Source organism: Agromyces agglutinans (assembly GCF_009647605.1).
GTDB lineage: Bacteria > Actinomycetota > Actinomycetes > Actinomycetales > Microbacteriaceae > Agromyces > Agromyces agglutinans.
On record NZ_WJIF01000002.1, the window covers coordinates 441713 to 457300 of the forward strand.

At 72.2% G+C, this 15588-nt stretch carries 15 protein-coding genes; 8 read left to right on the forward strand and 7 right to left on the reverse strand.

Annotated elements, in window-relative coordinates; genetic code table 11:
• The first annotated feature begins 151 nt into the window (after positions 1-151).
• A complete protein-coding gene (locus GE115_RS05240; RefSeq protein WP_153683709.1) occupies positions 152-769 on the forward strand; it encodes a TetR/AcrR family transcriptional regulator in 618 nt (205 codons plus the stop codon).
• 81 nt (positions 770-850) lie between these two features.
• The gene (locus tag GE115_RS05245) at positions 851-1168 is read left to right on the forward strand and encodes a hypothetical protein (RefSeq protein ID WP_153683710.1); all 318 of its coding nucleotides are present in this window, start codon (positions 851-853) and stop codon (positions 1166-1168) included.
• Positions 1169-1196: 28 nt separating this feature from the next.
• On the opposite strand, the gene GE115_RS18760 is transcribed toward GE115_RS05245, so the two are convergent.
• The gene (locus GE115_RS18760) at positions 1197-1658 is read right to left on the reverse strand and encodes a DUF3817 domain-containing protein (protein WP_312854917.1); all 462 of its coding nucleotides are present in this window, start codon (positions 1656-1658) and stop codon (positions 1197-1199) included.
• 172 nt (positions 1659-1830) lie between these two features.
• On the opposite strand from GE115_RS18760, the gene GE115_RS05255 reads away from it, so the two are divergent.
• The 5 genes from GE115_RS05255 (at position 1831) to GE115_RS05275 (ending at position 7495) form a co-directional block, all read left to right on the forward strand.
• Positions 1831-2358: an adenine phosphoribosyltransferase gene (locus tag GE115_RS05255; protein ID WP_153683712.1), complete on the forward strand. Its 528-nt coding sequence runs from the start codon at positions 1831-1833 to the stop codon at positions 2356-2358.
• 87 nt (positions 2359-2445) lie between these two features.
• Positions 2446-2979: a Fur family transcriptional regulator gene (locus tag GE115_RS05260; protein ID WP_153683713.1), complete on the forward strand. Its 534-nt coding sequence runs from the start codon at positions 2446-2448 to the stop codon at positions 2977-2979.
• Between the two features lie 158 nt (positions 2980-3137).
• Positions 3138-4676, forward strand: coding sequence for a catalase (locus GE115_RS05265; RefSeq protein ID WP_153683714.1), 1539 nt, complete (start codon positions 3138-3140; stop codon positions 4674-4676).
• 200 nt (positions 4677-4876) lie between these two features.
• Complete coding sequence (locus GE115_RS05270; protein WP_153683715.1) at positions 4877-6022, forward strand: M14 family zinc carboxypeptidase; 1146 nt, start codon at positions 4877-4879, stop codon at positions 6020-6022.
• A gap of 129 nt (positions 6023-6151) precedes the next feature.
• Positions 6152-7495 carry a mechanosensitive ion channel family protein gene (locus GE115_RS05275; RefSeq protein WP_153683716.1) on the forward strand — a complete coding sequence of 448 codons (1344 nt, stop codon included), beginning with the start codon at positions 6152-6154 and terminating at the stop codon, positions 7493-7495.
• 31 nt (positions 7496-7526) lie between these two features.
• Here the strand turns inward: GE115_RS05275 and purQ are convergent, their stop codons facing one another.
• A complete protein-coding gene (purQ, locus tag GE115_RS05280) occupies positions 7527-8225 on the reverse strand; it encodes a phosphoribosylformylglycinamidine synthase subunit PurQ (RefSeq protein WP_153683717.1) in 699 nt (232 codons plus the stop codon).
• A gap of 10 nt (positions 8226-8235) precedes the next feature.
• Positions 8236-8559, reverse strand: a complete 324-nt coding sequence (gene purS / locus GE115_RS05285) for a phosphoribosylformylglycinamidine synthase subunit PurS (RefSeq protein ID WP_312854918.1) — start codon at positions 8557-8559, stop codon at positions 8236-8238.
• Between the two features lie 343 nt (positions 8560-8902).
• Between purS and GE115_RS05290 the strand changes: the two genes are divergently transcribed.
• Entirely contained in the window at positions 8903-10411 is a 1509-nt protein-coding gene (locus tag GE115_RS05290) for a YhgE/Pip domain-containing protein (protein ID WP_153683718.1), read from the forward strand.
• A gap of 161 nt (positions 10412-10572) precedes the next feature.
• Here the strand turns inward: GE115_RS05290 and GE115_RS05295 are convergent, their stop codons facing one another.
• The 4 genes from GE115_RS05295 to GE115_RS05310 form a co-directional block, all read right to left on the reverse strand.
• Positions 10573-11043 carry a hypothetical protein gene (locus GE115_RS05295; protein ID WP_153683719.1) on the reverse strand — a complete coding sequence of 157 codons (471 nt, stop codon included), beginning with the start codon at positions 11041-11043 and terminating at the stop codon, positions 10573-10575.
• 243 nt (positions 11044-11286) lie between these two features.
• Positions 11287-12867 (reverse strand): HNH endonuclease signature motif containing protein, encoded by a 1581-nt coding sequence (locus GE115_RS05300; RefSeq protein WP_153683720.1) that lies wholly within the window; start codon positions 12865-12867, stop codon positions 11287-11289.
• 95 nt (positions 12868-12962) lie between these two features.
• On the reverse strand, positions 12963-14222 hold the full coding sequence (locus GE115_RS05305; protein ID WP_153683721.1) for a kynureninase: 1260 nt from the start codon (positions 14220-14222) through the stop codon (positions 12963-12965).
• Positions 14219-15586, reverse strand: a complete 1368-nt coding sequence (locus tag GE115_RS05310; RefSeq protein WP_153683722.1) for an amidohydrolase family protein — start codon at positions 15584-15586, stop codon at positions 14219-14221. Before GE115_RS05310 ends, GE115_RS05305 begins: the two co-directional genes overlap by 4 nt.
• Between the last annotated feature and the right edge of the window lie 2 nt (positions 15587-15588).

Here is a 15588-nt window from a genome sequence, read left to right on the forward strand (position 1 = left end):
ACACGGGGTTCCTCTCGGGGCGGCACGACCTCGTCGTCGCGGTCGGGCGGCTTCGGCGGCTCCGTCGCCTGTGGTGCCGAGACGGGGATGCGCCCGCTATTGGTCAAGAGGTCAATAGACTATTGGTCACACATCCAATAGCATGGCCGGCATGGTGTCAAGCCCCGATGCGCGACGGGTGCGCAAGCACCCCGACGAGCGCCGAGCCGAGATCCTCGCCGCGGCCGCCGAGATCGCGCTCGCCGAGGGGCTGGAGGGCATCACGCTGCGCGCCGTCGCCGAGCGCATCGGCGTGCGCCCAGGTCTCATCACGCATTACTTCCCGTCGGCGGAAGACCTCGTGATCGCGGCGTTCGTGCGCGCTGCCGAGGGCGAGCGCGAAACGACCCACCCCGCGAACGGCGCCCCGCTCGAGCGCATCGCGACGTTCGTGCGAGACATGCAGGCGCCATCGTCCGACCCGCTCTCGAAGCTCTGGCTCAACGCCCGGCACCTGTCACGGTTCACCCCGGCGCTCGCCGAGGCGGTGCACGAGCAGGAGCAGCTCAACGTCTCGAGCCTCCTGGCGATCATCGAGGCGGCCGTGGCCGACGGCAGCGTGCACTGCAACGACCCGCTCGCCGCGTGCGTGCGCATCCTCATCGCGATCGACGGGCACGGCGCGTACGTCAACGACACCGGCGGGTTCGCACACGAGGCGTACGAGCGGTTCGTCGCCGACGCCGCCGAGTGGGCGCTCGGGCTGGCGCCGGGCACGCTCACGTCGTAACCGCCGACGACACCGGCCGTGGCAGGATGGGCGCCAGCCGGTGGCATCCCCTGTGATCGGCGACGCCCTGGGAGGAGTGCGATGACGCGCGAACGCGACCCGATGCCGACGACCGTGCTGTGGTGGGGCATCGGCCTGCTCGTCGGCGGTGCATTGCTGCTCGTGTTCGCCGCCGACGTGCTGAATGCGGTCATGACGCCGAACACCGAGGCGTGGTCGTTCGCCTACGCATTCCTCGCGAAGGTGCTGTCGGTCCTGGAGGTGACGCTCCCGCCGCTCGGAGCCGCACTCATCGCCGCGTCGCTCGTGATGCGCTACCTGGACCGGCGACTCGCGGCCGGTGAGCCCGGCAACGGGGCCCTGCGCTGGGTGTTCCCGCGCGACCGCGCCCGTTCGTAGGGTCGGATCGGGTCGCTCGCGGGGCCGTCTACGCCTTCTCGCCGCCGGGCGGGCCGACGACGAGCAGCGCCATGAAGACCGCGGCGACGCCGAGCACGGCGACGATCGTCAGCAGCACGGGCCGCGCGAGGAACCAGCGCAGCATCCGGTTCACGAGCGAACCGTCGGCCGGGTGATCGGATGCCTCGCGCCGCCAGTCGCCCTCGAGCCGGCCCCGGCGGGCCATCGCGATCTCGAACGGGATCGTGGCGTACGGCACCACCGCGGTGACGACGCCGAGCGCGATCAGCCCGAGGCCCCAGCGCTGGTTGACGCCGACGAGGACGACGTTCACGGCGTAGGCGAGGAACACGAAGCCGTGGATCGCCCCGCCGATCGTGACGGCGAGGTCGAGGCCCGCGCCGTACTTGAGGATCATCGCGACGATCAGGATCGTCCAGGTCACGGCCTCGGCGACGGCGAGGGCGCGGAACAGGCGCTTCGGGGACACGGGTGGACTACTCGGGGGGAAGGGGCGGGCGGCGCCCCCACGATAACCTTGGCCGGTGAACGCGCCCGAATCCGATGACCGCGCCGCCGGCGAATCCGCGAGCGAATCCCCGACGGAGTCCGCGATCGCGTCGACCCGCGAGTCCGCGAGCGAGTCGACCCGCGAGTCCGCGATGGTGCTCGTCGAGTCCCGCCTCGCGGTGATCCCCGACTTCCCGACCCCGGGCATCCTGTTCCGCGACCTGACGCCGGTCTTCGCCGACGGGCCGGCGTTCCACGCGCTCGCCGAGGCGATCACCGAGCCGTTCGCCGGTCGTTTCGAACACCTCGGCGGTGTCGAGGCTCGCGGATTCCTGCTGGCCGGCGCCGCCTCGGTGCTCTGCGGTGCCGGCGTGCTGCCGGTGCGCAAGGCGGGCAAGCTGCCGCGTGCGGTGCTGAGCGAGGAGTACGCGCTCGAGTACGGCACCGCCGCGCTCGAGGTGCACGAGGGTGAACTGCCGCCGGGCTCGCGCGTGCTGATCGTCGACGACGTGCTCGCGACCGGCGGCACCGTCGGCGCCGCCGCACGCCTGGTCGAGCGGGCCGGCTGGGTCGTCGCCGGCATCTCGGTCGCGATCGAGCTCGAGGGCCTCGGCGGCCGTGAAGCACTGGATCGGGCTTCCGGCGGCGCGTACGAGGTGCGCAGCCTGCTGCAGTACTGACTCGGGGGCGGGCGCTCCGAGCGTGGCGGTCGCGTGACATCCCCTCAGTTGTTTTGAGTGATTCAAAACAACTGCTACGGTGCTGACATGACCACGACGGATGCCGCGCCAGAGGCCGGCGCGAGGCTGCGAGCCGTCGGGCTCAAGGTGACCGCGCCGCGACTCGCGGTGCTGCAGGCCGTCGCCGGCGCCGGTCACCTCGACGCCGACGCCGTGCACGCCCGCATCACCGGGGAGCTGCCGGGCACCTCGCTGCAGTCGGTCTACAACGTGCTCGGCGCGCTCACCGACGCGGGACTCCTGCGTCGCATCGAGCCCGCCGGTTCGCCGGCGCTCTATGAAAGCCGCATCGGCGACAACCACCACCATGTCGTCTGCACGCGCTGCCGGGCCGTCGCCGACGTCGAGTGCGTGGTCGGCGAGCCGCCCTGCCTCGTTCCCGGCGAGTCGACCGGTGCCGCGAGCGGGTTCGCGATCCACACCGCCGAGGTCACCTTCTGGGGGCTCTGCGCCGACTGCCGCGTCGCGCTCGAGGCATCCGCGCTCGAGGCATCCGCCCCCGAGGCATCCGCCGCCGAGGCATCCGCCCTCGAAACACCCGCACCCGTGGCATCCGCCTGACCTGACCGGTCGCGACCCGTCGCGACGCCCGTGAACGATCGCCTGTGAACGACCGCCTCGCCGAGGCGGTGATCGGCGTGCCCGCGCGCCGCCCGGCACGCACCCGACCCACCCGACCCACCCGACCCACCGAGATCCCACCGAGAAAGAAGGACGACATGTCGGAGCACTCCACCCCGCCCGCCACGACGACGCAGACCGGCACCCCGGTCGCGAGCGACGCCCACTCCCTCACGGCCGGCGCCGACGGCGCCACCGTGCTGCACGATCGCTACCTGGTCGAGAAGCTCGCGCAGTTCAACCGCGAGCGCATCCCCGAGCGCATCGTGCACGCGAAGGGCGGCGGCGCCTTCGGCGAGCTCGTCATCACGTCGGATGTCTCGCAGTACACCCGCGCGGCCGTGTTCCAGCCCGGCGCGACCACGGAGACGCTCCTGCGCTTCTCCTCGGTCGCCGGCGAGATGGGCTCGCCCGACACGTGGCGCGACGTGCGCGGGTTCGCGCTGAAGTTCTACACGACGGAGGGCAACCTCGACATCGTCGGCAACAACACCCCGGTGTTCTTCATCCGCGACGCGATCAAGTTCCCCGACTTCATCCACTCGCAGAAGCGCCTGCCGGGCTCGGGCCTGCGCAACGCCGACATGCAGTGGGACTTCTGGACCCTCTCGCCCGAGTCGGCCCACCAGGTCACCTACCTCATGGGCGACCGCGGCTTGCCGAAGTCGTGGCGTCACGTCAACGGCTACGGCTCGCACACCTACCAGTGGATCAACGCCGAGGGGGAGCGCTTCTGGGTGAAGTACCACTTCATCGCGCGCCAGGGCGTCGAGACGATCGAGGCCGCCGAGGCCGAGGCGATCGCCGGTGCCGACGCCGACTTCTACCGCCGGGACCTGTACGAGGCGATCGAGCGCGGCGACCACCCGACGTGGGACGTCGAGGTGCAGGTCATGCCCTACGACGACGCGAAGACCTACCGCTTCAACCCGTTCGACCTCACCAAGGTGTGGCCGCACGCCGACTACCCGCGCATCCCGGTCGGGCACTTCACGCTCAACCGCAACCCGCAGAACCACTTCGCCGAGATCGAGCAGGCCGCCTTCTCCCCGGCGAACCAGGTTCCGGGCACCGACATCAGCCCCGACAAGATGCTGATGGCGCGCGTGTTCAGCTACCCCGACGCGCAGCGCTACCGCGTCGGCACGAACTACAACCAGATCCCGGTGAACGCTCCGCACGCGGCCCCCGTGCACAACTACTCGCAGGACGGCGCGCAGCGCCACGGCTTCAACGCGCCGAGCACCCCGGTGTACGCGCCGAACAGCTTCGGCGGCCCGCACGCCGACCCGTCGCGTGCGGCCGAGGGCTCGTGGGCGAACGACGGCGAGCTCGTGCGCACGGCGGCGACCCTGCACGCCGAGGACAGCGACTTCGGCCAGGCGGGCACGCTGTACCGCGAGGTCTTCACCGACGAGGCGAGGGCGCGGTTCCTCGTGACCCTCTCGGGCCAGGCGCACGCGATCACGATCGACGAGATCCGCGACCGGTTCTTCCAGTACTGGACGAACGTCGACCCCGCGCTGGGCGCGGCGCTGCACGCCGCGTACCAGGCCCACGTGAATTCGGATGCCCCGCAGCAGCCCGAGGCCGACGGTTCGGCCGATGGCTCGGCCGACGACGAGGTCGCCGCGTAGCGACCCTCCGGGCGGATGCCTCGCGCACGGCGCGTGCGCGAGGCATCCGCCCGCCCGGCCCGGTGAGCGATCGTCTCTCTTGACCCCCCGACCGGGGGTGCCTACGCTCGGGTGCACGTCCTCGGGAAACCGCTTCCGGGCGGGGCCCCGAGGGCGGAGCGCCGCGTCTGCGGCGCGCCGAACTCAACGGGGAGCCTCACATGCACATCGGCGTCACGCCACACCACCGCCGTCGTACCACCCTGATCACCGCCGCTGCGGTCGTCGCGCTCGCGGCGCCGCTCACCGCCGCGGCCCCGGCCATCGCCGACGCGAACTTCCCGTCGCCGAACGGCAACACCAACATCTCCTCGATCGTCACCTACGACGACCTGATCGCCGAGCTCGAGAAGCTCGAGAAGACCTCGCGGTTCGGCGTCGACGTCTTCACGCTCGAGGAGGCGGGCACGGCCGTCACCGACTCCGAGCAGGGCCGCGACCTCTACGTCGCCACCGTCGGCGACGGGCCCGAGCACGTGTGGCTGCAGGGTCGCATCCACGGCAACGAGCCCTATGGCACCGAGTCGCTGCTCGCCGTGCTGAAGGACCTCGGCTCGAACGGGTCGCCCGAGTCGACGCTGCTGCGCGAGACGTACACGTTCCACGTCATCCCGATGTACAACCCCGACGGGTCCGAGCTCAACATCCGGCACACGATCCTGCAGGACGGCAGCGAGCAGCGGATCGACCTCAACCGCGACTGGGGCGTGGGCAAGTTCGCGGCCGACGAGTCGCTCGCGTTCTACGAGTACTGGACGATGGTCGACCCCGCATTCGCGGTCGACATCCACCACCAGGGCCTCAAGACCGAGTACGGCACGGGCGACGAGGTGACGCTCTCGCTCGGCATCTCGCTCGCGCCGGGCGGGCCGACGCTCCCGGGCATCCAGGGCGGCGCGTACGACGTGCTCACCCGCCAGATGCACGTGCACGTCTACGACGAGCTCCAGCGCGCCGGCTTCGTCAACATGGACCGGTACCAAGTGGGCGGCAGCCTCGAGATCGACATCAAGGGCGGCGTCGTGTCGGCCATGATGCTCGGCCTGAACCACGACGGCCTGAACCCCGAGGGCCACAGCAACCCGGCGATCTTCTTCGAGACGAGCGGCAACACGAGTGACGGCAGCCTCGGCCAGAAGGCCCGTGGCAAGTCGATCCAACAGAACGTGCGGGCGCTCAACGAGCTGCTCGTCGGCATGGCGACCGGCGAGGTGCAGCAGGAGGACCCGGCGCGGTGGGAGGAGATCCCGCACGCTCCGGTGACGGGCTACCAGACCGACGACGGGGTCATCCCGGCGTCGTACTGAGGCCCGGCGCTCCGCGGAGCGCGCGCGACGCACGCGACGGCAGGTCCCCGACTCGGGGGCCTGCCGTCGGCCTGTCAACCCGTGGCGCCCGCTTTGCACCGGGCGCCGATCAGCGGCGAGCCTGAGGTGATGACACCTGACGTGACGACACCGACCTGGCAGTCCTGGCTCTCGTTCGCCGTCGCGGTCCTCGTGGTCCTCGCGGCCGTGCTCCTCGTCTCGGCACTCGTGTCGGTGGTGGTGCGCGCCATCGCGCGGCGTCGGGAGTGGGGAGGGATCCTGGTGGCCCGCGCGAGGTGGCCGTTCCGGACGTTCCTGCTCGTGCTCGGACTGTGGGTCGCGGTCGCGGTCGCCTTCCCCGAGCAGGAGTGGCGACCGGCGATCGACCACCTCTTCCTGATCGCGGTCATCCTCGCCGGCTCGTGGCTGGTCGCGCAGGGATTTCTCTTCCTCACCGACCTCGGCATGCGCCGCTACCGCGTCGATGTCTCCGACAACCGGGTGGCACGACGCGCGCGCACCCAGCTGCAGATCGTGCGACGACTCGTCGTCGTGGTCATCGTGGTGCTCGCGGTCGGCATCATCCTGTTCACCTTCGAGTCGGTGCGTGCACTCGGGGCATCTGTGCTCGCCTCCGCCGGCATCGTCTCGATCGTTGCGGGCCTCGCCGCGCAATCGGTGCTGGCGAACATGTTCGCGGGCGTGCAGCTCGCCTTCAGCGACGCGATCCGCGTCGACGACGTCGTGATCGTCGAGGACGAGTGGGGTCGCATCGAGGAGATCACGCTCAACTACGTCGTCGTCGGGCTGTGGGACGACCGGCGTCTCGTGCTGCCGTGCACGTACTTCACGACCAAGCCCTTCGAGAACTGGACGCGGACCTCGAGCCAGCTGCTGGGTGCGGTCGAACTCGACCTGGACTGGCGCGTGTCACCGGCCTCGATGCGCGAGCACCTCGACCGCGTGCTCGAGCGCACCGACCTGTGGGACGGCCGCGCGAAGGTGCTGCAGGTGACCGACGCGGTCGGCGGCTACGTGCGCGTGCGCATCCTCGTGACGGCCGTCGACGCACCGACGCTGTTCGACCTGCGCTGCTATGTGCGCGAGGAGATGGTGCACTGGATCCAGCTCAGCCAGCCCGAGGCGCAGCCCGCCCAGCGCGTGCTGGTGCCGGCGGGCGCCGCCGAGGACGTGGCATCCGGATCGGAGCCGACTCGGCGGGTGATGGCGAGTTCGCCGGTGAAGGCCGACGCGTCGGCGACACGACCGGCGGAAGGCGACGTCGCCGACGAGCCCGTCGGCGACGGCGATCGCGCCGGCCTGTTCACGGGCACGCCCGAGGCACAGGAGCGGGCGCTCGCGTTCACGCAGGCGATCCCGGTGGTGCGGATCGCCGATGACGACGAGGCCGCGGACGACGTGGCATCCGATCGACGGATGCGGGGCGACGACGCGAGCCCCGATGGGCCGTGATCGCGGTGGGCGGGGTCGGCCCCGCGGGCTGCTACGCCTCGACGAGCGAGCGCCGGATGACGCTGGTGAAGAACCCGAGTCCGTCGACGCCCGAGCGCATCGCGGCGGGGGTGTCGGGGCCGAAGCCGGGCTCGACGGCGTGCTCGGGGTGCGGCATGAGGCCGACCACGTTGCCGCGCTCGTTCGTGATGCCGGCGATGTCGCGCAGCGACCCGTTGGGGTTCACGTCGACGTAGCGGAACACCACGCGGCCCTCGCCCTCGAGCCGGTCGAGCGTCTCGTCGGACGCGATGAACCCGCCCTCGCCGTTCTTCAGCGGGATGGTGATCTGCTGGCCGGCCTCGAATCCGCTCGTCCAGTCGGTCGTCGCGTTGTCGACGCGCAGCACCTGGTCGCGGCAGATGAAGGTGCCGTGGTCGTTGCGGATGAGGCCGCCCTCGAGCAGGTGCGCCTCGGTGAGCATCTGGAAGCCGTTGCAGATGCCGAGCACGGGCATGCCGCGGTTCGCCGCGTCGACGACCTCGGTCATGATCGGGCTGAGCGAGGCGATCGCGCCGCAGCGCAGGTAGTCGCCGTAGCTGAAGCCACCCGGCAGGATCAGGGCGTCGACGCCCTCGAGGTCGTGCGAGCCGTGCCAGAGGGCGACGGGCTCGCCGCCCGCGAGCCGCACCGCGCGCTGCGCGTCGCGGTCGTCGAGCGAGCCGGGGAAGGTGATGACGCCGATGCGCATGGTCGCCGCCTCAGTGGGTCTCGCCGGCGGGCGCGGGGAACCCGTCGGATGCCTCGCCGGCCGCGCTCTCGACGAGCTCGGCGTTCGAGACCTCGTAGTGGATGCCCACGACGTCCTCGATGACCTGGTTGGACAGGATCTCCTCGGCGATCTCGCGGACCTGCGCCTTCAGCGCGTCGTCGACGGGGCCGTCGACCGTGAGCTCGAAGCGCTTGCCGACGCGCACGGCGCTGATGCCGCTACGACCGGTGCGGGCCAGTGCGCCGGCGACCGCCTTTCCCTGGGGGTCGAGCAGTTCGGCCTTGGGCATCACGTCGACGACGATGGTGGGCACCGCGGTTCTCCGTCCGGTGTCGAGAGAGTGGGGATGCCTCGATTCTATCGGGCGCGCCGGGAGTGCGATGCCTCGCGCCCCCGCGAGCGTCGTTGTAGGAACCGCACAAGGATCGGCGACCTGCCGGCAGGGACGGTGAGGCGTTGTCACGGAAGTTCGCGGCGGACCTACTCCCGCCCCGGACTTCCTTGCTACGTTCGGCCCGCTCCCGACCGCGACGGAGGCCGGTGCATCGACGAAGACGCATCCGGCACGCCCCGCCCCTCGTACCCGAAGCACGGCGGCGGTCCGCGAGCATCCCCTCATCACGCCTGCCCGCAGGCGTCTCTCACTGGAGTGCTCAATGACGAGTTCAGACACCCACGCGCACGGCATCGGCATGCGCATCGCCGTGATCGTGCTCAGCACGCTGCTGGCCGCCATGGTCTTCCTGTACGTCGCGACGACCGCGAAGATCGCCGACGGCGCCGCCCAGGTCAGTGCCGGAACGGCGGAGGTCGACGACGGATCCCAGCAGCTCGCGGCGGGCGCCGGCGCCCTCGTCGACGGTGCCGAGGAGCTGGCCGACGGCGCCGCGCGCCTCGATGAGGGCGCGGGCACCGCGAACGACGGCGCGACGCGGCTCGTGACCGGTGCCGCCTCCGCGGCCGCGGGGGCCCAGTCGCTGCGCGACGGCACCGCGTCGCTCGCACTCGGGGCCTCATCCGCCGCCGATGGCGCGGCGAGCCTCAACACCGGAGCCGCCTCGGCGGCCGGCGGGGCGGCGAACCTCTCGGACGGCGCGACGCGGCTCGTCGTCGGCGCCGGCACCCTGCACGAGAAGGCGTCGGCGGCGGCCGCCGGAGCCGCGACGCTGGCGCAGAAGAGCACGTCGCTCGCCGCCGGCGTCGGTGGGGCGCACGCGTACGCCTCCGGCACCCACGCGGGCGCCGCGGAACTCTCCACCAAGCTCTCGGCGGCCGTCACCGGCCAGGTGACCGCGCTCGCCGCATCGGAGGCCGCGATCGCCGCGGCCGCCGCCCAGGCGCCGGTCAATGCGAAGTCTCTGGCCGATGCACTCGACAAGCTGGCTTCGGACGCTCCCGACGATGCGGGCCTCCAGCAGCTGAAGGCGCTCTCGGCCGGCGTCAGCGCCCAGATGGACGCGCTCGCGACCTACGCGGGGAGCGCCCCCAAGCTCGCGCAGGGCCTCATCGACGCGAACGCCGGTGCCGGTCGCCTGGCCGCGACGACGAAGGTCATGGTCGGGGGCGACGGCAAGGACTGGCCCGGCACCGCCTACCTGGCCGGTGAGTCGACGGGCGCCCCCGCGCTCGCCGCGGGTGTCGGCGCACTCAGCCAGGGCCTCGCCCAGCTCCGCGACGGCGCGGGAACGCTCTCGTCGAGCACGCAGTCGCTCGCCGCCGGCGCGGGTTCACTCGCCTCGGGCACGCAGTCGCTCGCGACGGGCGCGGCGAGCCTGGACTCGGGCACGCAGGGTCTCGTGGCCGGCGCCACCCGCCTGAGCGACGGCGCGCAGAACCTCGCGGGCGGCACCTCGACCCTCTCGAGCGGTGCGAGCACCCTCGCAACCGGCGTCACGAAGCTGTCCGACGGAGCCTCCGAGCTCGCCGACGGGTCGACGCAGCTCGTGAGCGGATCGTCGCAGCTCGCCGAGGGGTCGAGCGCGCTCGCCGAGGGCACGACCGAGCTCGTCGCCGGCGCCGGTCAGCTCGAGGCGGGTGCCGAAGGCGTGGTGCCTTCGCTCGTGCCCTGGATCCTCGGGGTCGTGCTCGCCGGGGTCATCGCGATCGGCCTGTGGATCGGCCACCGCGTGAACCACCGTTCGCGCATGAGCGTCGCGACCGCGTAGTCGCCGATCGCAACGGCCGCGCCGCACGGGTGACGCGGGAGACTCCGGGCGGGTACCCCCTGTACCTGCCCGGAGTCGTCGTGCCCGGCGCCGGTCGTCGCGACCGGCGCCGGTGGTCGTGCTGCGCCCCGCGTCCCGCGCCCCGCGTCTCGCGGATTCGGTCAGCGGCGGGTGATCGCCCGAAGGATGAGGCCCACGGCGACCGCTGCGGCGGCGCCGACGGCGATCACGAGGCCCGGATTCTCCCGGTACTTCTCCTTCACGTAGCCGACCCCCTCATCGACGAGCCCGCGGCCCGACTCGTAGGCCTGCTGCGCTTGGGCCTGGGCCGCGTCGAGCACCTCGGCGCCAGCCTGCCTGGCCTGCTCCGCGGCGCTCTTCAGGTCGTCGAGGACGTCGTCGACCGTTTCCTTCGTGTCGTCGACCGCCTCGGTCGCGGCATCCTTCGCGGTGCCCATCGCCGAATCGGCGGCACCGTGCACGCGCTTCGCGGCGCGGTCGGCGTTCTCCGCGGCCTGGGCCGCGGCCGCCTGCACGTCGTCCGTCGCGCGAGCGGCGGCATCCTTCACCTGGTCGGCTGCGTCGCGCGCAGCGTTCGTCGCATCCGAGGTCGTGCGGTTCGTGTCCGTCATCATGTCCTCCCGGCGTTCGTGGACGGGGAGCGGCCGATGGGCGCGCTCACCCGTCGGGTGATGCGGCCATGCTACGTCCGGGTCACGGCGAACCGCCGATCGAGGTGGTGGGGTTGTCAGGGGCCCTCACGGGTGGTACCGGCGGCAGACGGCTCGCCTCCCGTTCGTCGTGGAGCGGCGGCGGGCCGCAGAGAACGGTGATGCGGGCTCCTCCCACTCGTCGTCGGAGACAGCGCGGATACGTCAGAACGGTGGCGCGAGCTGGGGGAGAGGTTCGGCAGCTCCGGAGGTCTTGGCTCCACCCGCTCGGATGCGCACCGCCGGGTCGCTTCGATGTCGGCGCCCGCTCGGTGATCGCCATTCGAGGACGCCGTCGCCGAGCTGGCGCACCGACCATGAGGTCTCGTGTTTCAGGTGATGGTGCTGCGGGCAGAGGCTCGCGAGGTTGTCGTGCGCGGTTCGCCCGCCGTCGGCCCAGTCGAGGGTGTGGTCGAGCTCGCAGGCTCGGGCATTGCGGTTGCAGCCGGGGAACCGGCAGGTCTCGTCACGCAGCCGAACCCATTTCGCGAGGTCGGCGGGCGGACGATAGGAACGACGGTCGACGTCGAGGACCGCGCCGGTCACGGGGTGGGTGAGGATCCGCAGGAACGACGGCGCGTGCGCGGCGATGCGGCGTGCGCTCTCGGCATCGATCGGACCATAGCCCTCGAGATACCCCGGCTCGTCGCCGCCGAGGAGCGTCATGACGGGGACGGTGACCGCCACCGTCGGCGAGATCGGCACCGGTGCGGTCGCGTCGGCGCGGCCCGCCTCTGCGGACACCCCGAGCAGGAGATCGACCGCCACGTCGGCGCGCAACTGCTCGAGCGTGCGGTCGGATGTTGCGGCACCGGCACCGGCACCGGCACCGGCCTCAGCACCGACGCCGGCACCGACTGCAGCGCCGACGTCCGCGCCAGCCCCCGCTCCGGCTGCGGTGCTGGCCGCATCGGCAGCGTCGCCGCGGCCCTGGCGGTCGGCATCGCCTTCGCCCGCGGCGCCACGATTGCCGATGCCGTCGGCGGCAACGGCAGGGTGGCGAAGCGAGCGGGCCGACTGGTCGAGGCGACGGTGGATCAACAGCGCCTCGGTCACAGGCAGGAAGAGATGCAGCCACGCCATGCCGTCGGCAGCTGGCTCGAGTTCGACGCGGCGCTCGCCGGTTGCGGCACGGTGCCGTTCGGCAGCCGTCTCGGCCAGCAGCTCTTCGCGCAGCCGCCGGGCGCGACGCCGGAGCGTCGCCGCCGGGACGGTCTCGGAGAGGGCGGCCAGCTCGCCGTCGAGCTCGGCCACGATCGCCTCGTCGTCGACCCCCTCGATCGCCTCGATGATGACGCGAGCGTGCGCCATGGCGAACGCGCCGGACCGCATCGCCGCGAGCGTTCGGGGGAGCTGCGTCGTCAGCACCCACGCATCGGACGCGAACCGCTGCATGGTGCGCTCGGGGATGCGCATGGCGGTGGCGAACTCGGCGATGACGGCGCGGATCGCCAGGTCGCGACGTCGTTCGCCCGAGACGCGCGGCGAGGTGAACGCTTCGGCGGCGGCCACGGCGTGGTCCATCGCCAGGCGCAGCACGTGGATCTGGACGGAGGCGTGCATGGCCGCGATGCGCTGCGCGCTCGCCGCAGCATCGACCAGTCGCGACAGCGTGTCTTGGGCGCGCGCGTACGGCGAGCGATCGTCGGGGCCGGAGCCGGAGCCCGAGGCATCCAGCGAGGTCGAACGGAACGCGAGCGGCGCGGCGATGGTCTCGAAGGGGGTTGCCGCTGCCGCCGTGGTCATGCCATCATTCTAGCGACATTCGAACGTATGTTCGAGTGTTTTCCCCAATGGAAGTGGTTTTCCCCAGCGAAAGGAGGGCCATCGGTGCCGAACCGCTACCCGAGCCCTGCCCGTTCGGCCAGTATGCCGCGCAGCACCTCGACCGTCGCCGTGAAGCCGCGGTGCACCTCCTCGAAGCTCGTCGAGAGCGGCGAGAGCCCGATGCGCAGTCCGCCGGGGTCGCGGTAGTCGGGGATCACGTCGCGCTGCCAGAGCCGCGCGGTCACCTCGCGCATCGCATCGTGGTGCAGGGTGACGTGCCCGCCGCGCTCGGCGGGATCTCCCGGCGACGCGAGCGTGACGCCGAGCGGCGCGAGCCAGGCCTCGGCGAGCTCGATCGCGAACTGCGTGAGGGCGACCGACTTCGCGCGCAGCGCGGCGATGCCGGCCTCCTCGATCATCGCGAGGGTCTCCTCCATCGGCAGCATCGCGACGATCGGCGACGTCCCCGACAGGTACCGGCGGATGCCCGGCACGGGCTGGTACGCCGGCCCCATCCCGAACTGGTCGGCGGTGCCGAACCAGCCCTGGATGGGCTGCTCGAGCACGCGCTGCAGGTCGTCGCGCACGTACGCGAAGGCGGGCGAGCCGGGCCCGCCGTTCAGGTACTTGTAGGTGCATCCGACCGCGAGGTCGAAGCCCCAGGCATCCGCTTTGATCGGTACCGAGCCGGCCGAATGGCAGAGGTCCCACAGGATCAGCGCACCCGCGTCGTGGGCGATCCGCGTGAGCTCGGGGGCATCCGCGAGGTAGGCCGACCGGTACGCGACGTGCGACAGCACGACCAGCGCGGTCTGCGGCCCGGCGACCTCGGCCAGCTGCTCGGGCGTCACGCCCGACGTGAGCTCGACCTCGATCCAGCGCACGCGCAGCCCGCGCTCGCGAGCGATGCCCTCGAGCACGTAGCGGTCGGTCGGGAAATTGTCGGTGTCGAGCACGATCTCGCGCCGGTCCGGATCGCGCGCGACCTGCGCATCGACGGCCGCGCGCGCCAGCTTGTACAGCAGCACCGTCGTCGAGTCGCCGATGACCGTCTGCCCGGCCTTCGCCTCGATCACGGCCCGCCCGATGCGGTCGCCGATCTCGGTCGGGAGCTGCAGCCACGCTTCGTCCCAGCCGCGGATCAACCGGCCGCCCCAGTCGTCGGTCATGAAGCGCTGCATCCGCTCGATGGCGGCGACGGGCGGACGTCCGAGCGAGTTCCCGTCGAAGTAGACGACCTCGGATGCCACGCCCTCGAACCGCTTGCGATAGTGGGCGAGGCCGTCGGCGCGATCCATGCGGCGGGCGTAGGCGAGCAGCGGGTCGAGCGTCATCGGTCGATCGGTTCCAATTCCTCGGCGGGCAGGATTCGGGCGGTGGCGAGCCACGCGCCCAGGTCTTCGATCGCGGCGGGCGGCGGGCCGGCCACGAAGGTCGCGAGTGCCTCGAGCGCGTCGAAGGGGTCGTGCGTGTCGTCGCGTGCGTCGAACGAGCCGCGTGCGCCGGGTGCATCGCGTCGGTCGGGCGATGCGGGTGCGACGGATGCCTCGGGTGCGTCGTGCCCCTCGTGCCCCTCGTGCACCTCGTGCCTCTCGTGCCTCTCGCGCGGGTCGCGTGCGGCGGGTGCGTCTCGTCGGTCGACCGTGACGGATGCCTCGCGCGCGTCGACCGCCTCGCGCGACCGGCTCCGACCGCCGGGCCACGCCGCCGTCATGGCCGAGAGGATCGCCGCCGGGTCGAGACCGGACGCGACGAGCCCGGCCACCTCCCGCGGGTTCACCCCGGCGGGCAGGTCGCCATTGCCGAGGTCGGTGCCGTAGAGCACGACGCCCCCGGCCGCGTGGAAGCGCCGCAGGTTGTCGACGGCACGGTCGTGATCGGCGCCGCCCGCACCCCAGCCGTGGATGTCGAGCGTCGAGATCCACCGCTGCCCGCGGTCGACCGCTTCGGCGATGAGGGCGTCATCGAGCCGTTCGGTCCACGGCGTGTGCGCGAGCGCGTCGATGCCGGCCTCGATCGCGCGCCGCGCCATGTCCTCGCCTTCGACGTGCGCGACGACCGGCAGGCCGGCCGCGCGCGCCGCGCCCACGACGTCGGCGAGCACGTCGTCGCCGAAGACCGGTCCGGCGTCGCTGTTGAGCGTGATCTTGATGACGGATGCCCCGAACGCGGCCTGCTCACGGACCGCGTGGTCGGCCGGGGTCCCGGCGGCATCGTGGCCGTGAACACGACCGTCGCCGGGCCCGTGCGCGCGACGGTCGCCGTGTCCTTGACCGAGACGGTCGCCGTGCCCGTGCCCGTGCCCGTGCTCGGCGACCTCGTGCACCGCGGTCGGCGGCCCCCACCGCCCGAGCGGGTATCCACCGGGTGCGGCGAGCAGCGCGCCCGCGAAGGCGATCCGCGGGACGTCGACCGTGGCCGCGAGGCGGGCGATGACCGCGGGATCCCAGCCGAGGTCGAGCACGGCTGCGATGCCGCCCGCCCGCACTGCGCCGGCGTCGGCGAGCCCGAGGTGCACGTGGTGGTCGCACAACGGCGGCAGCGCGATGCCGACCTCCCCCGGGTGCTCGCCGTTCAGCGAACGGCGAGCGGCCCGCGCGAGCGGCCCGAGGTCGAGCGGCCCGCGACCGAGTTGCCCGCGACCGAGCGGCCCGCGACCGAGCGGCCCGGCCCCTCCGAGATCGTCCGGCCGAGGCATCC

What these genes read in the sequence shown, in the direction of transcription:
- GE115_RS05240 (WP_153683709.1), top strand. Translation starts at nt 152, where the DNA reads ATGGTGTCAAGCCCCGATGCGCGACGGGTGCGCAAGCACCCCGACGAG.
- GE115_RS05245 (WP_153683710.1), top strand. Translation starts at nt 851, where the DNA reads ATGACGCGCGAACGCGACCCGATGCCGACGACCGTGCTGTGGTGGGGC.
- GE115_RS05255 (WP_153683712.1), top strand. Translation starts at nt 1,831, where the DNA reads ATGGTGCTCGTCGAGTCCCGCCTCGCGGTGATCCCCGACTTCCCGACC.
- GE115_RS05260 (WP_153683713.1), top strand. Translation starts at nt 2,446, where the DNA reads ATGACCACGACGGATGCCGCGCCAGAGGCCGGCGCGAGGCTGCGAGCC.
- GE115_RS05265 (WP_153683714.1), top strand. Translation starts at nt 3,138, where the DNA reads ATGTCGGAGCACTCCACCCCGCCCGCCACGACGACGCAGACCGGCACC.
- GE115_RS05270 (WP_153683715.1), top strand. Translation starts at nt 4,877, where the DNA reads ATGCACATCGGCGTCACGCCACACCACCGCCGTCGTACCACCCTGATC.
- GE115_RS05275 (WP_153683716.1), top strand. Translation starts at nt 6,152, where the DNA reads ATGACACCTGACGTGACGACACCGACCTGGCAGTCCTGGCTCTCGTTC.
- purQ (WP_153683717.1), bottom strand. Translation starts at nt 8,225, where the DNA reads ATGCGCATCGGCGTCATCACCTTCCCCGGCTCGCTCGACGACCGCGAC.
- GE115_RS05290 (WP_153683718.1), top strand. Translation starts at nt 8,903, where the DNA reads ATGACGAGTTCAGACACCCACGCGCACGGCATCGGCATGCGCATCGCC.
- GE115_RS05295 (WP_153683719.1), bottom strand. Translation starts at nt 11,043, where the DNA reads ATGACGGACACGAACCGCACGACCTCGGATGCGACGAACGCTGCGCGC.
- GE115_RS05300 (WP_153683720.1), bottom strand. Translation starts at nt 12,867, where the DNA reads ATGACCACGGCGGCAGCGGCAACCCCCTTCGAGACCATCGCCGCGCCG.
- GE115_RS05305 (WP_153683721.1), bottom strand. Translation starts at nt 14,222, where the DNA reads ATGACGCTCGACCCGCTGCTCGCCTACGCCCGCCGCATGGATCGCGCC.
- GE115_RS05310 (WP_153683722.1), bottom strand. Translation starts at nt 15,586, where the DNA reads ATGCCTCGGCCGGACGATCTCGGAGGGGCCGGGCCGCTCGGTCGCGGG.